Genomic DNA, 23,473 nt, shown 5'->3' on the forward strand with positions numbered 1-23,473 from the left:
TCAGGCCTTCTTCGGTTCCACGAGCATCCGGCCCTTCATTTCCATGTGCATGGCATGGCAGAACCACGAGCAATAATACCACCACACACCTGGCTTGTTGGCTGTGAAGGTAACTGACGCGGTTGCCTGCGGACCCACCTCCATGTTGACACCATAGTTGATGATGGCGAAGCCGTGGGTGAGGTCTTCGATTTCATCGATGTTAGTGACATAAACCGTCACCTCATCGCCCTGCTGGACGGTGAACTCGGTGAGACCGAAGGCTGGCGCGGCAGACGTCATATAAACGCGCACCTTGTTGCCGTCCCGGATCACCTCATTCGCGTCCATCAGATCGAGACCATCGGCTTTTGCCTGAGTGACGGCATCGGCGAAGAATGGGTCCTCACGGCTCCAGAAGTTGACGGGATTGATCTTCGAGCGATGAACAATGGTCGCATCATGCGGCTCGGCAAAGCTCGGCCCGTCATGGACAATCACCATCTTCTCACCGGAAATGTCGATGAGCTGATCATTTTCGGGCTTGAGCGGCCCAACATTGAGATAGCGATCCTTGGAGAATTTGTTGAGCGAGATCAGCCACTGACCATCAGCTTCCTTGGTTTGCCCCATGGAAGTGTGGTTGTGACCCGGCTGATAATGCACATCAAGCTTCTGCCGGATCGGATCAACCTTCTCGCCCTTGAAGGCTCGCTTGGCGTCCTCAATGTTCCATTTGCAGATCTGGCTGTCGATGAAGAGCGTCGTATAGGCGTTGCCCTTGCCATCATAAGCGGTATGCAATGGCCCAAGTCCGAGTTCCGGTTCCGCAACTACTGCATCGCGGGGCTTGATCTTGTCGTCGAAAAGCTCGTCGAACTTGCGAACGTCGAACACGGTAACGGTCGGCGACAGCTTACCGTTGGCGACCACGTGGATACCGTCTGGCGCGGTGTTGATACCATGCGGGCTGTTCGGCACGGGAATGTAACGGGTATATTTGGAACCGTGACGTCCATCGATGACCGGTACACCGTTGATTTCCTTGAAATCGCCCTTGGCAACCGCCTCTTCGATACGCTTCAGGTTGAAGATTACGATCCAGTCCTGCTCGCTCGACATCATTTCGGCAAGCGTCGTACCTTCCTCCGAATTGTAGCAGGTGGCAAAAGCGTACTTGCCCTGATAATCGCAGTCGACATTGTCGAGATTGCCGTCAACCATGATCTGCCAGGCAACCTTCATGGTCTCGCCGTCAACGGCCGTGAAGATTGCATGATATTGCTTGGTGTCGGTCAGATTGCTGCCATCGTTCGGGATCGGTGCGCGATCCTCGCCATTACAGAAGACATAGCCGGTTTTCGGATATTTCTGCACGCGCAAGCCATGCACGGTATGCTGGTTCGGAAGCTGAATGATCTTGTCGCATTTCATCACATCAAGACGGATGCGGCAGACACGCGTATTGGCCTTGTCATTGGCATAGAGATAACGCCCGTCATAAGTTCCTTCGGTGAAGGACGGATGCGGGTGGTGCAAGTCACCATTCAGGAATATGCCGCCACGATCTTTGAGGAACTCTTGATCTTGCGGCAGAAGGCCCTCGGTCAGCACCTTCAGGCTCTCATTTGTCTGGCCCCAGCCGGTCGCGCTATCACGATTGAACACTGGAATGCGCATCAATTCGCGCATTGATGGCAGGCCGACGATACGGACCTCACCGCTCTGGCCGCTGGAAAAGAAGACGTAATATTCGTCCAGTTCTCCGGGCTTCACTTCCGCACTGTGACCAGCGCCGCCAGCAGCAGCCGATGCCGGCTCGGTTGAGCCTGCAAACAGCGCCCCACCTAGACCGCTTGCACCGGCGGCAGCCACAAAGGCCGACGTACCGAGCAACTGTCTTCGACTGAGCTGCGTTTTCTTGGTTTCTTCAGACATACTTCTCTCCTTTAGAAAAGTCAGGCAGCAGGACCGGTGTCGGCAACGCCTTCAACCGGTTTTCCTTTGACTGAGATGACGGGTCTGGCCGGTCCACCGCCACGTTCGGCAGCCGCTGCGAGGGGGGCATTGCGGGCTGCGAATTTTTCACGCTTCACACGCACCTGGATCATGTGCGGGCAGCGCTGGTCGTCGTGATAGAGTTCCTGACAATGCATGCAGTAGATGCATTCATTGACGTTGATCTGGCCCTCAGGGTGGATCGCCTCAACCGGACATTCCTTAGCGCAACGGTGGCAGGGCGAACCGCATTCCGGCCAGCGTTTCAGCCATTCGAACATGCGGATGCGTCCGGGAATGGCGAGTGCCGCACCGAGCGGGCACATATAGCGGCAGTAGAAGCGCTCTATAAACAGGCCAGCCGTCAGAAGTGTCAGTGCATAAATGACAAACGGCCACTCACGCGCGAATTTTAGAATTATCGAGGTCTTGAACGGCTCGACTTCCGCAAACACTTCAGCCAGCGCGACCGAATAGAGCGACAGTCCAAACAGGCCGAGGAAGATCATATATTTGAGGGGCCAGAGGCGCTCGTGCAGTCCCCATGGCAGCTTGACTTGCGGCACTTTCAGCCATTGGGCGAGATTGTTGGTGAGTTCCTGAAGGGCGCCAAACGGGCACAGCCAGCCGCAGAACGGTCCGCGACCCCAGAATAACAGCCCCGCCGCCACCGACGCCCACAAAATGAAGATCAGCGGCGATGTCAGGAAGAATTCCCAGTTGAAGCCGGTAATCAGGGAGTTGGTGAAGGTCAGGACATTGACCACCGACAATTGCGCATTGTTGTAGAAGCCAAGCCAGACAAGGATGAACAGGAGATAGCTACGCCGCAGCCAGGTGAAGAAGCGCGGATGCCTGACCAGACTATTCTGGAAGAAGAAGATACCGACAAGAACTGTAATGGCGAAAGCGGTGATGACCACATTGATGCGATTCATCTCCCACATGCGGACCCAGAGCGGATTGCCCTCGCCCAAAATGTCGGCTGCATTTGCTTCGCCGACCGGCTGCGGCTGACGCGGCGCATCAGCGATTGATACAGCAGGCTGGACAGGAGCCGGTTCCGGTTGCTTCGCCAGATATTTATCCGGCAAACTATAGCCGAGATCATAGCTGACATTGGCCTTGTCCCGCGCACCGAAGCCGCGCTGCACCAAGAGCTGCAAATCCCACGGTTCTGTTACGTCGAAGTCGAAGCCGTCCGGGACCTGAAACAGTGCTATCTCGCGCAGACGTGGCGCGCCGTCGGCCATGATGTCGCCGATACGGGTATGGTTCTTGTCACGAAAGCGTACGCCCTGCCCGTCCTGCATCAACTCAATGCGGTCAAAGATACCGCCGCGCACATATCCGGAGCCTTTGAAGGAATAGGCTCCGTCGCCAGCGACCAGGATCGCCTGACGCCCCGGCTTCAGCTGCTTTTGTAACCGTTCGTAGCCATCTTTCCCGAGTAGGCTGATGCCAATCGACGGTACTGAGACCGGCGCGACGTAAAGCTCAATGAATTCGTCGTCGGGATTGGTTGTTTCAGGGTTTTCGGCGGCGCGATCATGTTTGGCGTCACGAAACGCCTGTGTCACGTCACCAACCGACAGTTTCAGGCTGCGAACCGAGCCGTCGCCGATCAATGTTTGCCAGTCGTGTTCTTCACGAATCTGCAAATCAACCGCGCGTTGCACATTGGCTGCGACAGCCTGCACGGGAGTATTTCCGAGCCTCCCACTGCGGATAAGGCCGACTGCCGAGCGAACGACGCTGTCCCCCATGACGAGCACGGTAACTGTCGCACCGCTGACGATTTCCACCTGTGGCGGCTTGCTCTGGCCAGCGGCAACAGCACTCATATCACTATCGACCAACGAGTTCAGCGCAGCCACAACCTTGGCTTCGGGAATGCCGATCAGCACGATCGGCTCTTTGTGGTCTACCAGTTTTATGCCGCGTATGACGCCTTTGGTATCGATGCCGACGACAATGTGGATCGGTTTGCCGGAATAGCCGATGGAACTGGTGAAATCTGAATTCAGATAGGCATAGCCAATCACCTCGCCCCGCTTCATCAGTGGTGCGATTGGCGGCTCGCCTTGTGGCTTGCCTATCGCATCAGCCTCTTTGAAGAGCGTGCTTGCTTCAACCTTGGGAATGTATTTTTCCAGATCAGCGGCAGACGCCGTCGTCTGCCAGCAGAGCGCCAGAACAATCGCAGCCAATACGATGGATCTGACAGCTTCCAGTAAAAATGAAAATGACTGACTGACGTTTGGAAAACCCTGCTCCGGAAATCGGAAGCCCGCAGCGACCATACGGCCCGATAATACTATTTTCACGTCCAACCTGCGTTTGCTCTGCTATTAGTTGCGAGCATGTCTTTCGGTTGGAAATTATCGGATCAGGCAAAGAGTTCATTGATTTAAAACAAATACAAGAAGAAATCGCCCCACGTTATCAACACTGGTAATCCAGAACCTCAACAATCCTGCCAACTCACCCGATAAACAGAACCATTGAACGTTTCGGTTAGATTCTCGATCCAAACGTCATCAAAACCTATGGATGCAAAGCGTGGATCGATCATGCGCAACTGATCATCCAAGGCGAGTAATTTCTGATAGTGCCGCTGCGCTATCCTTCAATCGACATTGGATAGCGCATAGCGTTGAACGCTGTGGAGGTCGGCTTGGCGCGATTAGGCTCAGGACTGATTAATGCAACACATATGGCAAAATTCACCTTTTGCCATATGATGTATTTCATGAATAACTTTTAAGCAGTGACTTTAACTTAATACGATACCCCCATCGACATTGAGACTCTGCCCCGTTATGAAAGCGGCATCATCGGACGCAAAAAATGCAACTGGTCCCACTACATCTTCGGGATCACCGATCCGTCGCATGGCGGTCTTTTCCTGCCAGGCTTCACGTATTGCAACGTCATCAAGATTGACGCGGCCCATATCGGTCAAAATGATACCGGGGCAGATGCAGTTTGCCGTGATGCCAAAAGTGCCCACCTCCTGCGCGAGCACCCGCGTAAAGCCCATCACAGCGGCCTTCGATGCAGAATAATGCGCCTGTTCCGGTGCGCCATGCTTGCCGCCGATAGAGGCGATATTCACGATGCGACCGTATTTCTGTTTCTTCATGTAAGGTAAAACGGCCTGCACGACGAGGAATGTGCCCTTGGCATTTACGTCGAGAACGCTGTCCCAGTGCTCTTCCTTGAGATGTTCGACGTCGCTGGCAATCAAAATGCCCGCATTGTTGACAACGGCATCAATGCGGCCAAAAGTGCCGACAGCCTTCTGTACCATCCCCTCGACATCGCCCTTGTTGCTTACATCGGCATGAACCGCCAGAGCGCGACGACCGATAGCCGTGACTTCTTTCGCGACCTCTTCGAGCGCATCTTTCTGGCGTTCAATGTCATTGATCACCACATCGAAGCCGCGTTGGGCCATACCCACAGCAATTGCGCGCCCAATACCCCGACTGGCGCCGGTAACAAGCGCGATCTTTGCCGGATGTTCCATTTTTAACTCCTCCAGAAATTCAAAGAGCCGTATAGCCGCCATCAACCGCCAACACAGTGCCGGTTACGAAGCTTGCAGCATCGGACGCGAGAAACAAAACCGCATTGGCAACTTCTCGCGGCTCACCCAACCGCCCCTGCGGCGTCATGGCAAGCCAGGTAGAAAACCATTCTTTATTGCTGCGTCCGGCCAGTGTCAGTTCCGTCGCGGTGTAACCGGGGGCGACAGCATTCACCCGTACGCCCTGCTTCGCCCACTCAACCGCCAGTGACTTCGTGATAAGATTTACACCCGCCTTGGCGGCGTTATAGGCGATCTGCGGTTGAGGGTGGACAACGATTGCTCCGCACATGGAAGAGATGTTAACGATCGCCCCACGCCCGACCGAGGCCATGCGCTTTCCAAACGCTTGCGCGCAGTAGAAAACGCCATTGAGATTGACGTCAATCACTACACGCCAGTCCGCTTCCGTGACATCGCTTGCAGGCCCATTCCTGACGATACCTGCATTATTGATGAGGATGTCGGGCGCGCCGATATTACGCGTTATAGCTTCGGCCACCTGTTCGCTGGCATCCCGGTCTGTCACATCCAGCGCATAGAATTGCGCCGAAGCTGCTCGATTGGTGTTTAGCTCGGCAACAGCCGCTTCACCCGCGACCACATCGCGGTCGATAATGATAACAGTTGCACCCGCCTCGACGAAGAGTTCGGCGATAGCCCGTCCGATCCCTTTTGCGCCGCCCGTGATAACGGCGTTTTTACCAGTCAGCTGAAAATCTTTGAGCATCAGTCCACCTCAACAGTCTTTATCAAGCGGAGCGAACGGACTTCAAAGCCGGATAAAGCGCCCGATATTGCTGATAAATCTCGTTATAGATCTCTGTTTCGCGCGGGCGAGGCTCAATGCATGTGCCCGGTTTGACCATGGCGGCAATACCATCATCGATACTCGCAAAATGTCCGGCGCCGTGTGCTGCCAGAACGGCGGCGCCTACCGAAGGCGCATCGCGCGACTGTGGCACGCAGACAGGCAAACCAGCTGTATCCGCATGTATCTGGAGCCAAAGCGGCGAAGCACTGGCACCACCCCCGACCGTGATTTCACGTCCGCGATAGCCAGCATCTGCCATAGCATCGAGAATGGCGCGGGTGCCGAAACTGATGCCTTCCATGATCGCGCGGAATACGTGATGTGGCTCATGCGCAAGCGTCAGCCCGACGATTGCGCCTCGCGATACCGGATCGGTATAAGGCGTGCGATTGCCCTGAAAATGATCCTGCACAAGTAAGCCATCCGCACCCGGTTCCAGTGCCGCCGCCTTGCGGTTCAGTTCTTCCATATCCATGGTGCCGTTCATCATCCGACCAAGCCAGGCGATGATCGAACCCGTCGAGGTTTGGCCCCCTTCGATAATATAGCGCTTTGGATAAACCATATCCGGATAGCTGCCCCAGATCCCAGGCGCGTGCAAAGGCTTGTCGGAAACGCCAAATTGCAGATGCGACGAGCCGGTGATCAGTGCCAGCTGTCCAGGTTTGGCAACGCCGAGACCGATCATGCCGATCAGCGCATCGGCACCCCCCTGAACTACTTTCACTTTCTGCGAAAGACCAAGTTCAGTCGCTGCCGCCGCGCACAGATTGCTAATGACCTCACCCGGCGCGACAACACGAGATGGCCATTTCTGCAGCAGGGCTTCAAGGCCGAGCTTTTCCAGAAGCGTCTTGGGAAACCCACCGCGATCCGTGGAATAATGCCAACGCAACGACACATTGTTGAGGCTTGCGGCTTTTTCACCCGTCAAACGCAATGTCATGAAATCCTGATACTCGCAGACAGTTTCTGCTTTATTGAATATCTCTGGCTCATTGCGAGCGAGCCAAAGCGCCTTGGGGATCATCCATTCTGCCGAAACAGGACCGCGCCCGCCGCCATTGGCGAGCAGCGCGTCGTCGCCCGTGGCGAGGACTGCTTCGGCCTCAGCACTTGCGCGAACATCCATCCAAATAATCGAGGGACGCAAGGGGTTGCCCTCACCATCGAGAGCAACGATGGTACAACTCGTCGTTGCAAGCGTAATGGCTTCAATTGCTGTCGGATCAATTGCGGATTCTGAAATCGCTTTGCGCGCAGCCTGAACGAAAGAAGACCACCAGTCTTCCGGGTTCTGCTCCGCACGCGCTCCGCTCGAAAATTTCGTTTCGTAGGGCACGGCGGCACTTGCCAGACACGTGCCAGAAAGGTCATAGACCCGCGCGCGAATGCTTTCCGTGCCGCCATCTGCGGTCAGAAAATAAGCCATTCAAATCCTCCCGAATGGATCCCGGAGACACTCCCTGTTTTCGGAAAGTCTCATCGTACAACATTTCACGTCAGTCCACGGAACACTTCCAACGCCTTACCTGCATACATTACAGCCGGGCCGCCGCCCATTTCGACCGCAACCTCAAGCACCTCGACCAACTCCGGCTCGGTTGCGCCATGGCGGATGGCGGCATCGACGTGATAAAGAATGCAATCCTCGCATCCCTTGGCAACCGCAATACTAACGGCGATCAGTTCGCGCTATGCCGACGAAAACGCTCCCGCAGTCGTTGCAGTTTTGCTGACTTTGGCAAAGCCCGTCATCAGATCTGGTGTTGCTTTGGCGAAAGCACCAAGCCGCGATTGTGCTTCCTTGAGCCGAACCCTCACGTCACTCATTGTCTTCTCCCATGACACCCAAAATCAGGGCGAGAACATCCTTTGTCTCATCCCATTGCGGCATATGCCCCGACTGAGCGAAGAAGTGAACACCAATAAAAGGTGACAATACGGTTACTTGCTGCCACGGTATGATACGGTCCTGAAGGCCGAACAGAACGCGGACAGGTTTTGAACGTGACTGCCTGTCGAGCGAAGCAACAATATCTGCGCGCTGGCCTGAAGGCCCTATGATGGCCTTCGCAAGTTCCTTAAGACGCCCCTTTGCCATGGTTGCGGCAATCTCTCCTGCAAGAGCAGCCGTCAACTCTACGGGCTTGGCCGCAATGCGGCGCAGCAGATGTGCAATCTCACCGGCACTCGTTGCCTGCGCCATGCCCGATACAAAGCCTGCGTCAATCTCCGAACCAAGGCCGGCAGGCGCAACAAGTGTCAGGCTTGAAACGCTGGCAGGGTGAGCCGAGGCAAAGGCTGTTGCCACAACTGCTCCCAGCGAATGGGCCACGATATCCACCTGACGAATGGAAAGGGCATCAAGGAAAGCGGGCAGGAATTCGCTCAATTCTTCCGGGTGTGAAGCATCGATCGTCGTCAGGCCATGGGCTGGAAGATCGGGAACGATAACGCGGAAACCCGCACGACGCAGGCCGGAGGCTATGCCGCTCCATGTCGTTCGATCGCCTGAAAAGCCATGAAGCAGCAGCAGGGTCCGCGCATTTTTGGGACCGATATCCGTATAGGCCACACGGCCTTTTGCCAGCGCCACGAATTTTACGTCAGTGTCGGCCTGCGTTCCGCTTGCAGCTGCCAGCACATCCTCTTTTTCGACACGTCCTCTGCGGCCAGATCCTGAAAGACTGTTGATATCAAGGCCTTTCTGGCGGGCCAGCCGGCGAGCCAACGGCGTAGCACGCGTGCGACCAGCATTGCCGGAAGCCCCGGGCTTTTGCGCAACGCGCGCCGGTACATCTGCTGGTGCAACCGCTTCAGGGTCTACCACTTCGCCCTTCTGCACAACTGCATCTGTCGCGACCTCAATACGGGCGATAGCCTCACCAACCGTCACCATATCGCCTTCAAGACGCAGAACCTCGATCAGCTTGCCGCTCACAAGAGCTGGAAATTCTGCAACCGTTTTATCGGTTTCAATTTCGAGTACAGCTTCGCCACGCTCGAATTGATCGCCCGCAGCCTTCAGCCAGCGTACGATACGCCCCTCTTCCATCGTCTCACCAAGACGCGGCATATCCAGATCGGCTATAATGAGCGCATTGCTGGAACCGGCTGTGCGTGCGGGATGCAACGCAGCCGGCTCCTCAGGAGAAGACGCGCTTTCGCCGCCATCATCCGTCCAGTCCGGACCACTGCCAATGTCGATGCGCGCCAGAGGCGCGCCGACCACGACATGATCCCCTATAGCGCCGATCCATTCATTGAGCGTGCCGTCGCCAAGCGCCGGGAATTCCGCAACCGTCTTATCGGTTTCGATCTCGATAATTGAATCCCCGCGCCTGAAACTGTCGCCCGGCTTGACGAGGAAGCCGACAATCTTGCCTTCATCCATCGTTTCGCCAAGACGCGGCATTTTGAGAATACGTTCTGTCATGACAGCATTCTTTCCGCGACAGACCGGATAAGTTCTGCGGTCGGCACGCTGCCAGCTTCAAGCTCCTGCGAAACGGAGATCGGGATGTCTTCGCCCGCAACACGCACAACCGGTTGTTCCAGATAATCGAAACATTCTTCCGTGATGCGGGCCGCAAGTTCTGCGGCAACACCTGCGGTCAAGACGCCTTCGGAAACAACCATGGCCTTGCCTACACGCTCGACATGTTCACGCACCGTATCAAAATCGAGCGGATTGAGCGTGCGAAGATCGATAATGGTTGCTTCAATTCCCTTGGCCGAAAGTTTTTCAGCTGCATCAAGCGCGTAAAAGAGCTGGCGCGAATAGGTGACGATAACCAGATCCTTGCCTGTACGACGAACCGCAGCCTTGCCCCATGCCAAGGGCTCCGCATCGAGATCAACCTCTTCCTTGCGTGTGTAGAGTGCCTTGTGCTCGATAAAGACGACCGGATCGGGTTTTGTGAGGCTCTGACGCAGCATGTGATAGGCATCCTGAACCGTAGCAGGCATGGCGAGCCGCAAACCTGGCGTGTGCATGATCCATGCCTCTAAGCTCTGCGAGTGTTGCGCGCCAGCGGAGCGTCCTGTGCCGCCCTGCGTTCGCAACACCATCGGCACTCCGGTCTGCCCACCGAACATGTAGCGGATCTTTGCCGCCTGATTGGCCAGTTGATCCATAGTCATTCCGAGAAAGTCGATATACATGAGTTCAGCGACCGGGCGCAGCCCGGTCATTGCTGCACCCACGGCAGCACCAATAATTGCAGGTTCTGAAATCGGTGTATCGATCAGGCGGTCAGGGCCGTATTTGCCGATCAGATCTTTGGTAACACCGTAGGCACCCCCATAACGGCCCACCTCTTCGCCGATCACAACGATAGTGTTGTCTTCAGCCATGGCATCATCCAGCGCTTTACGCAGCGCATCGCGGTAAGTCATGGCAACCATTATGCTTCATCCCTGGAAAGTACGCGGTCGATACGGGCACGAACCGGCTCCGGTTCAGGTTCACCCACGGCGTAAACATCTTTGAACATAGAGGTGAGTGCCGGAGCTTTGGATTCGACTGCGAAATCGATCGTCGCGTCCATCTCCGCAGCAACTGCGCTGTCCATCGTGTCGAGGGCTCCTTCCTGCGCAAGACCTGTCGAGATCAGCTGATCGCGCGTGAACTTCACCGGATCTTTCTTGCGCCCTTCCGTCTCTTCCGCTTCTGCACGGTATGGGCTCTTGTCCATGCGCGCATGGCCGAAGAAACGATAGCAGGTGACGGAAAGAAAGCCCGGTTTGCCCAGACGCGCATCATCGATGAGCCCTTGTGCTGTGGCCTTCACTTCTTCCACATCAAGGCCATCGACCACGGCACCGTTAAGCCCGAAAGCATGCGCGCGCTGTTCAAACGCCGTGTTGGCAGTTGCCTGATCGACACGAGTTCCCATGCCGTATTGATTATTGATGCAAACAAAAACCACCGGCAGGCCCCAAAGCGCCGCCATGTTCATGCTTTCATACAAAATGCCCTGCTGCATCGCGCCATCGCCAAAAAATGCGAGCGAGACAGAGTTCTTCTTGAGATAATTGCTGGAAAGACCAGCCCCCACAACAGAAGGAATACCGCCGCCGACAATTGCGTTCGCGCCAAGGTGGCCAAGCGCCATATCGGCAATATGCATGGAACCGCCCTTGCCACGGCAATACCCGGTTTCCTTACCGCCGATTTCCGCCATCATCTGTTTGGGATCGGCCCCGCGCGCCAGAAATATTCCGTGTCCGCGATGGTGGGTCGTGAATGTATCCTGCGGCTGCATCGCTGCACAAACACCGGCGGCAGCGGCTTCTTCACCGATGGACAGGTGAAGCATCGAACCTGCCGTCTGGCCGCGCACGAACAATTCGCCCACGCGTTCTTCAAAAGTGCGGATGCGCCGCATCGTTCTGTATAGTTCGAGGAGATTAGAGTTACTCGGATTTTGCACGTGCGCCTCCGACAGACCTGTCTGTTGCAAATGTTTCATGATGTTTGGTTCAATGCCTAACGCAGTTCCTCAAAGGAGCTTCAGTTTGGTGGTACGCGAAACGACCGCGACCGCGACGAGAATGATAAGACCCTTCACAATGCTCTGGATGTATGTGTCCATCCCGATGAGGTTGAGGCCGTTATTGATGACGCCGATGAAAAGTGCACCGAAGAAAGTTCCTGCAATTGTTGCAGTACCCGGACGGAACATGGTCATTCCGATAAACACCGTGGCGAGGCCGTCGAGCAGATAGCGTTCACCCGCGTTAGGTTGGCCAGAGCCCAGACGTGCTGCAAGAAGCGCGCCGGCAACGGCTGCGAAAATTGAACAGACCACAAGAGCGGCAGCGCGATAAAAACGACCGTTAACGCCGGAAAGTTCCGCTGCTTTGAGATTGCCGCCGACCGCATAAATGTACCGGCCGAATACGGTCCGTTCCATCAGAAACCAGGCCACAAAAACAACGATCACCATAGCATAAGCAAGAACCGGGATACCAAACAGCTGGCCTTGTCCAAGCCAGAGATAGCTGGCCGGAAGACCACCATAGATGGCGCGCCCGCCAGTCATCAAAAAGTTGATGCCGTAAAGAATGGACCCTGTTGCGAGTGTGGCAATCAACGAAGGCACCCCCACCAGCGTTACAAGCGCTGCATTGACGGACCCCACCACCAGACCAGCACCGAGACCGGCAAGCAATGCCAGCGGCAAAGGTGTGCCGGCAACCAGCAGAAGGGGGACGATAATACCCGCCATTCCGACCATATACCCGACCGACAAATCCATCTCACGGGCAGCAAAGCCGAAAGTCAATCCTGCTCCGACAATGGTCAGCATGGAAATCTGCTGGATGATGTTGAGAAGATTATTCGCTGTCAGAAAGCGGTCAACCGTGAGTGAAAAGCCGGCGAACAGGAGGAAAAGCACAAAAAGCGTACTGTATTTGAGCAGCCACTCGCCTTTGAGTTTTTTGCTGAAACTCTGCGCATGGCGAGCAGATTGCGGTGTGACCGCTGAGGATCGGGCGTTCATTGGGTAACTCCTGCCATTGCAGCAATAAATTTCGCTTCAGAAAACGCATCGCGTCCAATTTCTGGCCCGGGACGTCCGTTCACAAAGGGGATGACACGGTCAGCCACATCCGCGACTTCCATGAGGTCTGACGAGGTGACAAGAACGGCAACGCCCTTCTCTGCCAAACGGCGCATCTGCGCGTGAATTTCGCGCTTGGCACCGATATCGACGCCTTCCGTCGGTTCGATGAAGATCATCAGGCGATAGTGATCGTCGGCTCCGTAAAGCCACTTACCGATCGAAACCTTCTGCTTGTTACCGCCACTCAGATCTTTAACAAACTGACTGCGCGAATGCGCCTTGACGTTCATAAGCTCCATCATCCGGTCTGCCTCGCGGGCTTCGCGTCGCATGAACAATATGCCGGTACCAGCAAAAGTCGCGTAAGACGGGTGCACCATTGCAAGGTTTTCACGTACGTCCCAATCGCCAACAAGCGCGTTTTCCATGCGATGGTCTGGCACCAGTGCCACGCCTTTTTTCTGCATCGTCCGCGCATCAATTTTCGTCTGCACCTCACCCTGAAACAGGTACGTTCCGTCGGTCACACCGCTTGCGGCATAAAGCGAGCGCGCAAATCCGAAATGTCCTGCCCCTGTCAGGCCGATAAGCCCGATAATCTCACCCGCGTGAATGGCAAAATGCTCGACCTCTACACCGCCTGCTTTCCAGTCGCTAACGTCCAGAACAACGTTGCCAAACGCACGTACAGGCTGAATTTCCTGTTCGCTTGCATCCACACCACCGGTCCGCTGGAGCATGAGGTCAATCAGTTGCGCCTCGCTCGAATCTCCAGCCTGAAGCGTTGCGATGTGACGACCATCACGCAAAACAGTAATACGATCGCTTAGCGCCTTGATTTCAGAAAGAAAGTGGCTGATCAGCACAATGCCGACACCCTGTTTGGGCAGGGTCTTGATGATTTCCCAAAGGCTCTCTTTTTCGCGAGCAGGCAAGGTGGCCGTCGGCTCGTCAAGGATCAGTAGCCTCACATTACCGCGCAGTGCGCGGACAATTTCGATAATCTTCTGGTCGGCCATGGGCAGCATATCGACCTGCTGATTAAGGTCGATAGAAACCTGGGGAAACCAGCGGCCCAACAGCTCGTTCGCACGGGCCAGGAGCTTCCGGCTATCGATGATGCCAACCCCCATGCGTGGCTCGTCGCCCAACAGAATATTCTGCGCACCCGTCAGACCGGGAACGAGGCTGCCTTCCTGCGAAACATGTGCGATCCCCTTGCGCAAGGCATCGCCGGCGCTGCTCAGTTTCACCTCAGCTCCATCAATCGTTATCGTGCCGGATGTCGGGCTTTTGCTACCGCCGAGAATGCTGACCAGCGTGGTTTTTCCCGCGCCGTTTTCTCCGATCAGTCCGTGCACCTCATCGAACCGGAATTCAGCGCTGACCTGATCAAGCGCCAAAGTACCGGGATAAGACATCACGATCTGCGAAAGGCTTACAGCCATCGAAGAACTCCATGAATTGAATTGCTAGAGCATGCCTCCAAAATAGGGATCCAGTTTTGGGGTAACGACATGCGGAAAAACAAGAAGGTAGAGCGGTTGCAACGACTCCGTTTTAGCCGAGACAGCTCTAAATCCTGAAAAAAGGCCGGAACGTGGAACGTCCACGCCCCGGCCAGTGGCAGGCAATGGGGTGCCTACTTCTTCGGGAGGAAATCCTTGCAGTTCTGCTTCGTGACAAGCGGCGCATCAAGATAGACAGTCTTGGAAGGAATGACGGTGTCGGCATCTTCCTTCTTCACGACGATGCTTTCGATCCACTCGCCGGTCTGCGCGCCCATCTTTTCAAACGGCTGCGAAACAGTCGCGATCATCAGGCTGTCCGGCTTGCAGACTTCTTCAATTGCCTGTGGGTGGCCATCGATACCAATAACCTTCACATTTTTCAGACCTGCTGCGGTGAGTGCATTGATGGCTGCCTGTGCCGGTTCATCCCAAGGTGCCCACACGGCATTGATTTCTTCTCCAAAGCGCGATGCATAATCCTGCACCGTGCTGGTCGTGTCTTCGAAGAAGGCAGTGTAGTCGATATTATGTTCGGCGATGACCTTCACTTCAGGATATTCCTTCACCACGGCGGCCATAACGTCACCGCGCTTGCGGGTGCCATGATGCTCTGCCATGCGCAGGAAAATCATATTTCCTTTGCCACCCATCTCATTGAGCAGGTAAGGGGACACAGAAGCAGACATTGCCCAGTTGTTGGTTGTAACGTCAACGAGCACACCGTCTACCTGACCACTATCGATGGCGAAGACTGGAATTTTCGCAGCAACCGCAGCGTCAATCGCTGCACGCGATGCTCGGAGATCAGACATGCTTACGATAATGGCATCTACTCCGCGCGATGCGGCATCCTGAATGTTCGAAGCAGTGCGTTCGCCCGAGCCGCCGCTATCGAGAACGCTGACGTTCCAATCCTTGGCGGTTTCCTTGAGCCAGGCGTCAAATCCAGCCTTGGCACGTTGTTCAGATTGCGCAGCAGCGTTGGAATGCACCCAGGCTACATTGGTCGCGGATGCGCTGGCAGTACCCATAAGCATGGTTAAAGCGACCGCCGCGATGGACTTCTTGAAAAATCCCGTATTCATTTATTCCTCCCCGTAGCGGCGTGGTTGAGCCCACTACCCGCCTCACATTGTTGAACCCCGGCTCTGGGCGTCTCCGGCGACATTTCTATGATGTCGGCTTTCCGCCCTCCTCCAAGCCTGTCGCTTCGGCGCCTGTCAGGTTCAGATCCTCACGAACCAGACGCGGCTTTTGTGCTTTAACCTCGGCTTTCCATTCCGGTTGACCCACCTGCTCAATCGCGCTCTTGTCCACCGGAACAGTTCGAATTAAGCAACGGTTTGTTACAAATGTCAAACTAAATTACATTTGTATCAACGCAGGAAAACGACAAGAGGAACCGATGAACGAATCTGAAGACAGCCTTATGGTGCGTGTCGCGTGGCTATATTACATCGGTGGATTCAACCAGGAGGCGACTGCCGCTCGGCTGGGCCTGACCCGAGCACGCGTTAATAAAATTCTCGGAGAAGCCCGCGAAAGTGGCCTTGTCAGCATCTCCATCGACCATCAGAATGCTGGTACGCTGCCGCTCGAAAATGAGCTTATGCGTCGCTATGGGCTGGATTTCTGCATTTCAACGCCACCATTCGACTTCGATACAGATGACACAGCGTCTGAAATCCGTAAGCAAGTTTCGTTTCGCGCAGTTGGCGTCGCTGCTGCGACCTACCTCAAGAATTTTCTTGCGGACAACCAGGAAGCGACCATTGGCACCGGCTGGGGACGCACGATAGAGCAGATGACGCTACAACTTGCCGGTGTGCGAGCACCGCAAGCGCGCTTCATTTCCGTCATGGGATCGCTGACCGCCAACTCTGCCTATAACCCATTCGAAGTTGTGCATATGTTGGCACGCCGCACGGGCGGACAGGGCTTTTTCCTCCTCGTGCCGTTCATTGCCGATTCTGCCGAGGACAGAAAAGTTCTGATTTCCCAACGATCTGTAGCGCGCGCGATGGAAATTGCCCGCACGGCTTCGGTCTGTTTCATCAGTGCTGGTGAGTTGACAGAAGATTCATTGTTGCGCCGCCAAAACATGTTGAGCAAACCGGAGCTTGAAAGCCTCCGGGCCGCAGGCGCAATCGGTGACACCAACGGCATTTTTTTTGATAAGGAGGGCCGTCAGGTCGACCATGAAATGAACCAACGCACTATCGCTCTCGGATTTGCCGAATTGCAGAAGGTTCAGGTCGTCCTGCTCATCGCGGGCCAGGAAAAGGCTATCGCTACCAGAGCTCTTTTGAAGAGCGGTATAGTCAACGGCCTCATCATAGACGGTGATGCAGCCGAAGCGCTACTGAAGCTAGACAGCTCCAAAACTGACCTGCCGTAAGTATTTTCTCTCAGATTGGATTAGATAGACAGCGCAACCCGACAATCATAACAATTTATGAGTTGTCTCTGGCGCTTGAAACGGCCTATTCGAACCTAATTTTTCCGGAGAATAACCCAGGCAAGTGATCCCGTCGGAAGTGAACGATCTCCCAGTAAATGCCGTTGCGACCGCCTAGAAATTGTCTGACCGTTTCGGATTTTAACTTAATTTTTTGGCACGATACAACATCCCTGAAAACGTGAAAAGCCTCATGACAATTCTCATAGCTGTCAGAGGGTCCGAATTCTGGCTCAGTTACGGTGCCCCTCCACGACATTTCGTGGACTGATTAATAGAAGGCATATGGCAAAAGTCAGCTTTTGCCATATGTTTTCTGATCGACCGTTTTCATGTCGGCTTCGCGCTTAAGTTCGGCCGTTCATGACAAGCTTGGGCACCTCTCGAAAGCTGCTAGCCCTTTTCGAGCTGGCCGAATGCTGAAAACTCATGGCGTTAAGGCCCTTTTGCCATATGTGAGACTGGGACAGATCAGCAAGCTTATCTGAACGCGAATATAGATTCCTTTTTTTGAAATTCGATCTTCAGTAAGACTCATCAAGAAGACAATTAACCCAGAACTCCGAGACGCTTGCGCTGTTTGGTAGACCAACGATGTGCACTATGGAAGTTGCGATATCTTCCGGGCGGGTTAGTTCATCGGACTTCACTGCAAGGGCATTCCCCATGTCGGTCGCCACCAGTCCCGGACAAATTGCAGTCGAACGTACCCCGTGTTCAAAACCTGCATGGCGTATCGCATGGGACAAGCCAAGTGCGGCAAATTTAGAAACCGAGTATGCACCGGAAGCAGCCGACTTCACACGCTTGCCCGACAGGGAAGAAATGATAATAACTCTTCCCGTTCCTGTTTTAACCAATTCACTCCAGCAAGCTTTAACGAGCCGTCGCGGCGCACTGACATTCACGTCTATCAGAGCAGAGAAATCCTCATCGCTCGCCTCAACGACGGATGTCCGTATCATAATTCCGGCATTTGCTACGACCGCATCTATCCGTCCAAAGCGCTCAACTACGGCCTTGGCCCATAAATCTGCAATTTCCGGATCACTGGCATCATAGGTGTGAATGTGCGTTGCGGGCTCATCAGCCCAGTGGGGCATCTCAGGATTTCTCATACCAAGTGACACATTCCAGCCAGCCGCCAGAAACGCCTTTGCCGTCGCTGCGCCGATGCCGCGATTGGCTCCAGAAATCAAAACCGTTCGTTTCTTTTGCATGTCGTACTTTCCTTGATCTCAAGCATGAGGGGGAAGAACCGCGCCTTCCTTGCGGGCGGCACGCGTGTCGCTAAACCGGAAATAGCGCAACTGCATCTGGGGCGCGAAGGACATATAAAACGGTGCCCGATGCAGCGGCTCAAGCTTTAATGACAATTCGCGATCCGGCTTCCCCAAGGCCCATGCGGACAGAATACCGCCAAGCATTGAGCCAGTCGGCACGCCGCGTCCTGACAGCCCGGTGCAGGCGACAATGCCAGGCGCAAGGTCATAGAGACGCGGAACGGTTCGCTGCTGCATATCAAGCTCACCGAACCAGAAATATTCCCAGCGAATTGGTTCTTTGATTTGCGGATGCAGAAACTTGAGGCGGTCGGTAATGACCTGACGGGTATAGACCGGATCGACACCGCGCTTCCCCATCGGAAACATCGAAGCAACTATGCGCCCTTCTCGGTTGTATTTGTAAACATAAATATCGCCGCGCCCATCGTGCATGGTCGTGTTGTTCGGCAGAACCTGTCTGCGTGTTTCGGGCTCAAGTGGCTGCGTGGCTGCCACAAAGACCTTCATGATCCGAAAACTGCGGTCTAGGTTTTTCCATCCGCCCACAGTATAGGCACCGGTTGCGAAAATGACCTTATCGGCCATCACGGACCCACTACCAGTTTTGACCTCCCACTTGCCATTCTTTGGACTGACATTTTCGACAGCGGAACTTGTATAAATGCGACCGCCCTCCTGTAGCACCGCCCTCGCCAACCCCCTCGCATAAGATAGCGGATTCATGTGCCCGCCCTCTGCGTGGTACCAGCCACCATAAAATCGTGGGCTGCCCGTCATAGCCTCGATCTCATCTTTGCCCAGCACTCGGCACTGGGCGCCGACTTCAGAATAGATTTGATTTTTATATTCTATTCCCGCCATTGCAACGGGCCGCAACGCCCCCATGACGTAACCATTCTGAACCCACTCACAATCGATGTTATAGCGCGATATCATATCTTTAACCCGATCATTGGCACGGGTTTGCCGTTCTATCAAACGCTCAGCCCAAGGTTCACCGAGCATCTTACGAAGCTTGGGAAGACTGTAGTAACTGAAGGTCGGTGTACAGTGACCTGCATTTCGCCCCGATCCACCAAAGCCAGCCTCTTGCGCCTCAAGTAAAACAACGCTCATACCTTCGCGCGCTAGCTCCAGCGCTGTTGTTAAACCTGTGAAGCCGGCACCGACAATACAAACATCGGCTTGAATCTGCTCTTGTAAGCGTTGTGTTGTTGGAGCGCTTGCCGCTGTAGCGAACCAAAGTGTGGTATCAAATGGCGAGAATTTACCCATTGCGTTTCCCATCCGGCCTGCACCGGCCCTTCAAGAACCTGCTTCGGCAGATCCGATGATTATTGGTTATTTCCAGCGACCCCTCGTCGCGATTTTTAGCCTTACATTCCGCCGCAAGACCGACATAGCCTGGCCCGCAACGGCACTTCCGAACTTAGGTGCTCGCTCCACTCTTAAAAAAATAGTTGTGTTTGTCCATTATAATAGTTGCATTTATCCACTAAATGTAATTAGCTGATGGAAACTGAATGGAACATCTATAGAAAAACTAATAGAATTGGGGAATTGAGTGGCAAAAAAGGCTATCTCAAAAGGATATATCACACCTCCAACCGAAATAGACCACGTTGATATCGATGTTTTGGAGAATACTCTGAGCTTCTATATTCGCGTTATAGATTCTTCTGTTTCACGTGATCTTGACGAACGCCTTGAAAAGCTAGAGGTTGCAAAAGGAAAAGGGAAAATAACGGCCCTTTTTCTTATAGACAGTCATCCCGGCATTCGCCCCTCTGTCGTAGCCGAACTTGCGATGAAAGATCGGTCCGCTATGGGGCGCATTCTTGATCATTTCGAAAAGCAGGGTTTGATCGAGCGAAGAACATCGCAAGAAGACAGCCGTGCACAAGAACTTTACGCGACTGAAAAAGGTGCCGCGCTTGCGCAAAAAGTGCGCACCATCGTTACACAGCAGTCGGAAGATTTCTTCAAGATCATTCCCGAAAACGAGCAGAGGATCCTAATGGACATCCTCAAGCGCGCCTACATTCGACTGCGCGAGAATTGGAAATGACAGCACTTTAACGCACTCGAACGACGAACCGGCGCCCGTGCATAGAAAGAAGCACATTGGCCACGTTCTATTTGACAGCCCACATAAGAGAGTTTTCAGATGCCGGGACCCTTTGTTGTTCCATTTCATGGAGATACCGAACTTCCTTCGGAGGTCGATGTCGTTGTCATCGGCGGTGGAATAATAGGTACTTCCACCGCGCTCGAACTTGTCGACAGTGGACTACGCGTCGCACTTTGTGAAAAGGGCGGCATCGGTCACGAACAATCAAGCCGTAACTGGGGGTGGGTGCGCATATCGCGCCGTGATCCGCGTGAAGTGCCACTAATGGCAGAGGCGATCCGCATCTGGCAAACGCTCGATAAACGTATCCAGCGTGATACCGGTTACAAGCGCTCCGGTATCATTTTTACTTGTGCAACCGACCAGGATTACGCCCAGCACGAACGCTGGAATGAGAATCTGCAGGGCTATCAACTTGAATCGCGCATGATCTCACGCCAGGAATTCGACCGGATGTTCCCCGGCTCGAAGCTTTCCATCAAAGGTGCGCTCTATACGGCAGCCGATGGCCGAGCTGAACCGCAAAGGGCAGCGCCCGCGATAGCGGAGGCTGCACGTGATCGCGGTGCCCACGTCATGACCGAATGCGCTGTGCGAGGCATCGACACCGCCGGTGGCAAAATCTGCGGCGTTGTTACTGAACGCGGCTACATCAAGTGTCAGGCCGTTGTTCTTGCCGGCGGCGCTTGGTCCAATCTTTTCCTTGGCAACAAAGGCATCAGCCTGCCGCAGCTCAAAGTCATGAATTCGGTCCTGCGCACCAAGCCGATCGAAGGTGGACCCGAGCAAGCCATCTGGTCCAGCCACTTTGCGTTACGCAAACGCCAGGACGGAGGCTACACCATTGCTTCGGGCCATGAAAACGTCGTTCCCATCGTGCCAAAATCCTTTCGATACGCTTTGGATTTTCTTCCGGCACTCAAGAAGGAATGGCGCTCGCTCAATCTTCGCCTCGGTTACCGGTTCCTCGACGAGGCGCGGCTCTCCAATAAATGGGCTTTGGATGAGCCAAGTCCGTTCGAATACAATCGCGTGCTCGATCCAAAACCCAATCAGCGCCTTTCAGACAATGCGCTGTCTCACGTCAAAAAGGCATTTCCGGCATTCGAAAAGGCTGAGATCGCCCAACGCTGGGCCGGATATATGGACGTCACGCCCGACGCTGTGCCTGTCATTTCTCCGCTGGAACAGATTCCGGGCTTCTTCATCGCAACCGGATTTTCGGGTCACGGCTTTGGGATTGGACCCGCGGCAGGAAAACTGATGGCCGACATGGTGCTCGGTCGTCCTCATCTGGTCGATGCCAAAGACTTCCGCTTCAACCGGTTCTCGGACGGTTCGAAGATCGAACTCATCAGCGGATTTTGAGTGTGAATGCCGACCGTTGGGCAGGGGCGGTCAAGTGAAAACCATGCCGAAACCGCCAAAAATAAAGGCAGAACGGCGAAACAAGGGGAAATTAAATGTCAGAAAACAATAACAGTTTTACCCGGCCGACCCGTCGCCAAGCACTGATGATGCTGGGTGCAGCGGGACTGGCGACAGTTGCGACCCCCGGTCTCTTTGGTAGCAAAGCGCTGGCGCAAGAAGCCCGAAAAGGACAGGTAGTCGTCGGGTTTTCTCAAGAGCCAACGGTCTTCAATCCACATCTTCTTCATGTGGAAGTAGATGAAGGTGTGCATTTTGCAGTCTTTGACGCACTCTTCGACGTGGACGCGGAGGGCAAATTTTATCCGCTTTTGGCGAAGGAAGTTCCGACCGTTGAAAACGGCGGCATTTCAGCTGATGGCCTGAACTGGAAAGTCACGCTTCGTGATGATGTCAAATGGCACGATGGCAAGCCTTTTACTGCAGAAGATGTGAAGTTCACCCTCGAACTTTTGACAGATAAGGATTTCCGCAGTTGGCGCCGTACCGGACACGAACTGATCCGTGATCTTACCGTTGTATCGCCAACCGAAATTACCTGGCGCATGGAAAAGCCTCTCGCGCCCTATGCAGCAATTCTGGCATCGACCTTCATCGTTCCCAAGCATGCGTTTGACGGGGTCGCGGACAAGAACACCGCTCCATTTAACAACGCGCCCATCGGCACGGGCGCATTCAAATGGAAAAACCGCGTTGCTGGCGACAATATCGAACTGGAAGCCAATGCCGACTATTTTGGTGATGGTCCATATTTGGAACGTGTCATCATCAAGTACATTCCCGACCTGACCGTTCTGTATACTCAGTTCAAGACCGGTGATATCGACGTTGCAGGACTACAGTGGATCACACCCGATCATTATGCAGAAGCAAAAGATCTGCCGGGTAAAAATGTCGAAATATTCGGAACAGCTGTCATCGAGTCGCTGACCCTCAACATGGATCGGCCATTCTTCAAAGATGCCGCCGTTCGCGAGGCCATGTATTTCGCGCTCGACAAGGCATCCATCATCGATGCGCTTTATTACGGTTTGCCGCAGGTCACCGAGTCCTACATGCCTAAGGAATCCTATTACTACAATAGCGATCTCCCGGCGCATGAATACAATGTAGACAAAGCCAAGGAATTGCTCGACCAGGCCGGTTGGAAGCCGGGTGCGGACGGTATCCGCGAAAAAGACGGAGTACGCTTGGCATTCAGCAATTCGACCACATCCGGCAATCATCTCCGTGAGCAGGCTCAGCAGTTCATTCAGCAATCGTTCCGGGAAATCGGCATTGATATGAGCATCAGCAATCTGCCCCCAGCTGTCATGTGGGGCGAGTACTGGATGATGTCGAAATTCGATTCCGTGCTGGTGGGACTAACACCACTAACCGGGCCAGATCCGGACTGCTCCGACTTTTTCCGATCCACAGCCTCGCCAGCAAAAGGCGGTACGGGTCAGAACACCTGGGTCTATTCCAACAGCGAAGTTGACGCCTTACTCGATAAGGGCGGGCAACTGTTTGTCCCGGAAGAGCGCCGTGCGGTCTATCTCAATATCCAGGAACTGATCCGCAAGGACCTACCGATGCTGCCGATGTTCCAATATGCAACAGTTCGCGGACGTAAAGCTGGCATGGAAGGTTTCCAGGGCAACATCAATAATCGCATTGACACCTGGAACATCCGCAGCTGGCGCTGGGCCTGATCCTTCT

Annotated in this window: 19 protein-coding genes; 4 read left to right on the plus strand and 15 right to left on the minus strand. The window is 54.4% G+C overall.

All coding sequences use genetic code 11. From position 1 onward, the window contains the following. From nosZ to F9K91_RS11270, 13 genes are all read right to left on the minus strand, one after another. Positions 1 to 1,917, minus strand: coding sequence for a TAT-dependent nitrous-oxide reductase (gene nosZ, locus F9K91_RS11215; protein ID WP_151554720.1), 1,917 nt, complete (start codon positions 1,915 to 1,917; stop codon positions 1 to 3). 20 nt (positions 1,918 to 1,937) lie between these two features. Further along, positions 1,938 to 4,280: a 4Fe-4S binding protein gene (locus F9K91_RS11220; protein ID WP_412842161.1), complete on the minus strand. Its 2,343-nt coding sequence runs from the start codon at positions 4,278 to 4,280 to the stop codon at positions 1,938 to 1,940. Positions 4,281 to 4,753: 473 nt separating this feature from the next. Beyond that, positions 4,754 to 5,509 carry an SDR family NAD(P)-dependent oxidoreductase gene (locus tag F9K91_RS11225; RefSeq protein ID WP_151554721.1) on the minus strand — a complete coding sequence of 252 codons (756 nt, stop codon included), beginning with the start codon at positions 5,507 to 5,509 and terminating at the stop codon, positions 4,754 to 4,756. A 19-nt stretch (positions 5,510 to 5,528) separates the two neighbouring features. Beyond that, positions 5,529 to 6,299: an SDR family NAD(P)-dependent oxidoreductase gene (locus F9K91_RS11230; protein ID WP_151554722.1), complete on the minus strand. Its 771-nt coding sequence runs from the start codon at positions 6,297 to 6,299 to the stop codon at positions 5,529 to 5,531. A 22-nt stretch (positions 6,300 to 6,321) separates the two neighbouring features. After that, positions 6,322 to 7,815 carry an FGGY-family carbohydrate kinase gene (locus F9K91_RS11235; protein WP_151554723.1) on the minus strand — a complete coding sequence of 498 codons (1,494 nt, stop codon included), beginning with the start codon at positions 7,813 to 7,815 and terminating at the stop codon, positions 6,322 to 6,324. Positions 7,816 to 7,880: 65 nt separating this feature from the next. After that, positions 7,881 to 8,072, minus strand: a complete 192-nt coding sequence (locus tag F9K91_RS26315; protein ID WP_328593052.1) for a carboxymuconolactone decarboxylase family protein — start codon at positions 8,070 to 8,072, stop codon at positions 7,881 to 7,883. 6 nt (positions 8,073 to 8,078) lie between these two features. Further along, positions 8,079 to 8,216, minus strand: a complete 138-nt coding sequence (locus tag F9K91_RS26320; RefSeq protein WP_235912884.1) for a hypothetical protein — start codon at positions 8,214 to 8,216, stop codon at positions 8,079 to 8,081. Next, positions 8,209 to 9,822, minus strand: a complete 1,614-nt coding sequence (locus tag F9K91_RS11245) for an acetoin dehydrogenase dihydrolipoyllysine-residue acetyltransferase subunit (RefSeq protein WP_151554725.1) — start codon at positions 9,820 to 9,822, stop codon at positions 8,209 to 8,211. The genes F9K91_RS26320 and F9K91_RS11245 overlap by 8 nt, the downstream gene beginning before the upstream one ends. Next, positions 9,819 to 10,793 carry an alpha-ketoacid dehydrogenase subunit beta gene (locus tag F9K91_RS11250; RefSeq protein WP_167522210.1) on the minus strand — a complete coding sequence of 325 codons (975 nt, stop codon included), beginning with the start codon at positions 10,791 to 10,793 and terminating at the stop codon, positions 9,819 to 9,821. Before F9K91_RS11250 ends, F9K91_RS11245 begins: the two co-directional genes overlap by 4 nt. Continuing rightward, on the minus strand, positions 10,793 to 11,860 hold the full coding sequence (locus tag F9K91_RS11255) for a thiamine pyrophosphate-dependent dehydrogenase E1 component subunit alpha (protein ID WP_167394002.1): 1,068 nt from the start codon (positions 11,858 to 11,860) through the stop codon (positions 10,793 to 10,795). Before F9K91_RS11255 ends, F9K91_RS11250 begins: the two co-directional genes overlap by 1 nt. 30 nt (positions 11,861 to 11,890) lie before the next feature. Continuing rightward, positions 11,891 to 12,895 carry an ABC transporter permease gene (locus F9K91_RS11260; protein ID WP_104754006.1) on the minus strand — a complete coding sequence of 335 codons (1,005 nt, stop codon included), beginning with the start codon at positions 12,893 to 12,895 and terminating at the stop codon, positions 11,891 to 11,893. Then, on the minus strand, positions 12,892 to 14,406 hold the full coding sequence (locus tag F9K91_RS11265) for a sugar ABC transporter ATP-binding protein (RefSeq protein ID WP_151554727.1): 1,515 nt from the start codon (positions 14,404 to 14,406) through the stop codon (positions 12,892 to 12,894). Before F9K91_RS11265 ends, F9K91_RS11260 begins: the two co-directional genes overlap by 4 nt. A 194-nt stretch (positions 14,407 to 14,600) precedes the next feature. Then, a complete protein-coding gene (locus F9K91_RS11270) occupies positions 14,601 to 15,554 on the minus strand; it encodes a sugar ABC transporter substrate-binding protein (RefSeq protein WP_104754004.1) in 954 nt (317 codons plus the stop codon). A 224-nt stretch (positions 15,555 to 15,778) separates the two neighbouring features. Between F9K91_RS11270 and F9K91_RS11275 the strand changes: the two genes are divergently transcribed. Further along, positions 15,779 to 16,867: a sugar-binding transcriptional regulator gene (locus F9K91_RS11275; protein WP_235912886.1), complete on the plus strand. Its 1,089-nt coding sequence runs from the start codon at positions 15,779 to 15,781 to the stop codon at positions 16,865 to 16,867. Positions 16,868 to 17,451: 584 nt separating this feature from the next. Here the strand turns inward: F9K91_RS11275 and F9K91_RS11280 are convergent. Then, complete coding sequence (locus F9K91_RS11280; RefSeq protein ID WP_151677806.1) at positions 17,452 to 18,147, minus strand: SDR family NAD(P)-dependent oxidoreductase; 696 nt, start codon at positions 18,145 to 18,147, stop codon at positions 17,452 to 17,454. A gap of 18 nt (positions 18,148 to 18,165) precedes the next feature. Continuing rightward, positions 18,166 to 19,488 carry an NAD(P)/FAD-dependent oxidoreductase gene (locus F9K91_RS11285; RefSeq protein WP_151677807.1) on the minus strand — a complete coding sequence of 441 codons (1,323 nt, stop codon included), beginning with the start codon at positions 19,486 to 19,488 and terminating at the stop codon, positions 18,166 to 18,168. Positions 19,489 to 19,792: 304 nt separating this feature from the next. On the opposite strand from F9K91_RS11285, the gene F9K91_RS11290 reads away from it, so the two are divergent. From F9K91_RS11290 to F9K91_RS11300, 3 genes are all read left to right on the plus strand, one after another. Further along, positions 19,793 to 20,281, plus strand: coding sequence for a MarR family winged helix-turn-helix transcriptional regulator (locus F9K91_RS11290; RefSeq protein ID WP_412842162.1), 489 nt, complete (start codon positions 19,793 to 19,795; stop codon positions 20,279 to 20,281). Between the two features lie 99 nt (positions 20,282 to 20,380). Beyond that, a complete protein-coding gene (locus F9K91_RS11295; RefSeq protein ID WP_151677808.1) occupies positions 20,381 to 21,712 on the plus strand; it encodes an NAD(P)/FAD-dependent oxidoreductase in 1,332 nt (443 codons plus the stop codon). Between the two features lie 95 nt (positions 21,713 to 21,807). Continuing rightward, complete coding sequence (locus tag F9K91_RS11300; RefSeq protein ID WP_151677809.1) at positions 21,808 to 23,466, plus strand: peptide ABC transporter substrate-binding protein; 1,659 nt, start codon at positions 21,808 to 21,810, stop codon at positions 23,464 to 23,466. The last annotated feature ends 7 nt before the right edge of the window (positions 23,467 to 23,473 follow it).

Origin of the sequence: Brucella tritici, from assembly GCF_008932295.1 — a bacterium.
Lineage (GTDB): Bacteria > Pseudomonadota > Alphaproteobacteria > Rhizobiales > Rhizobiaceae > Brucella > Brucella tritici.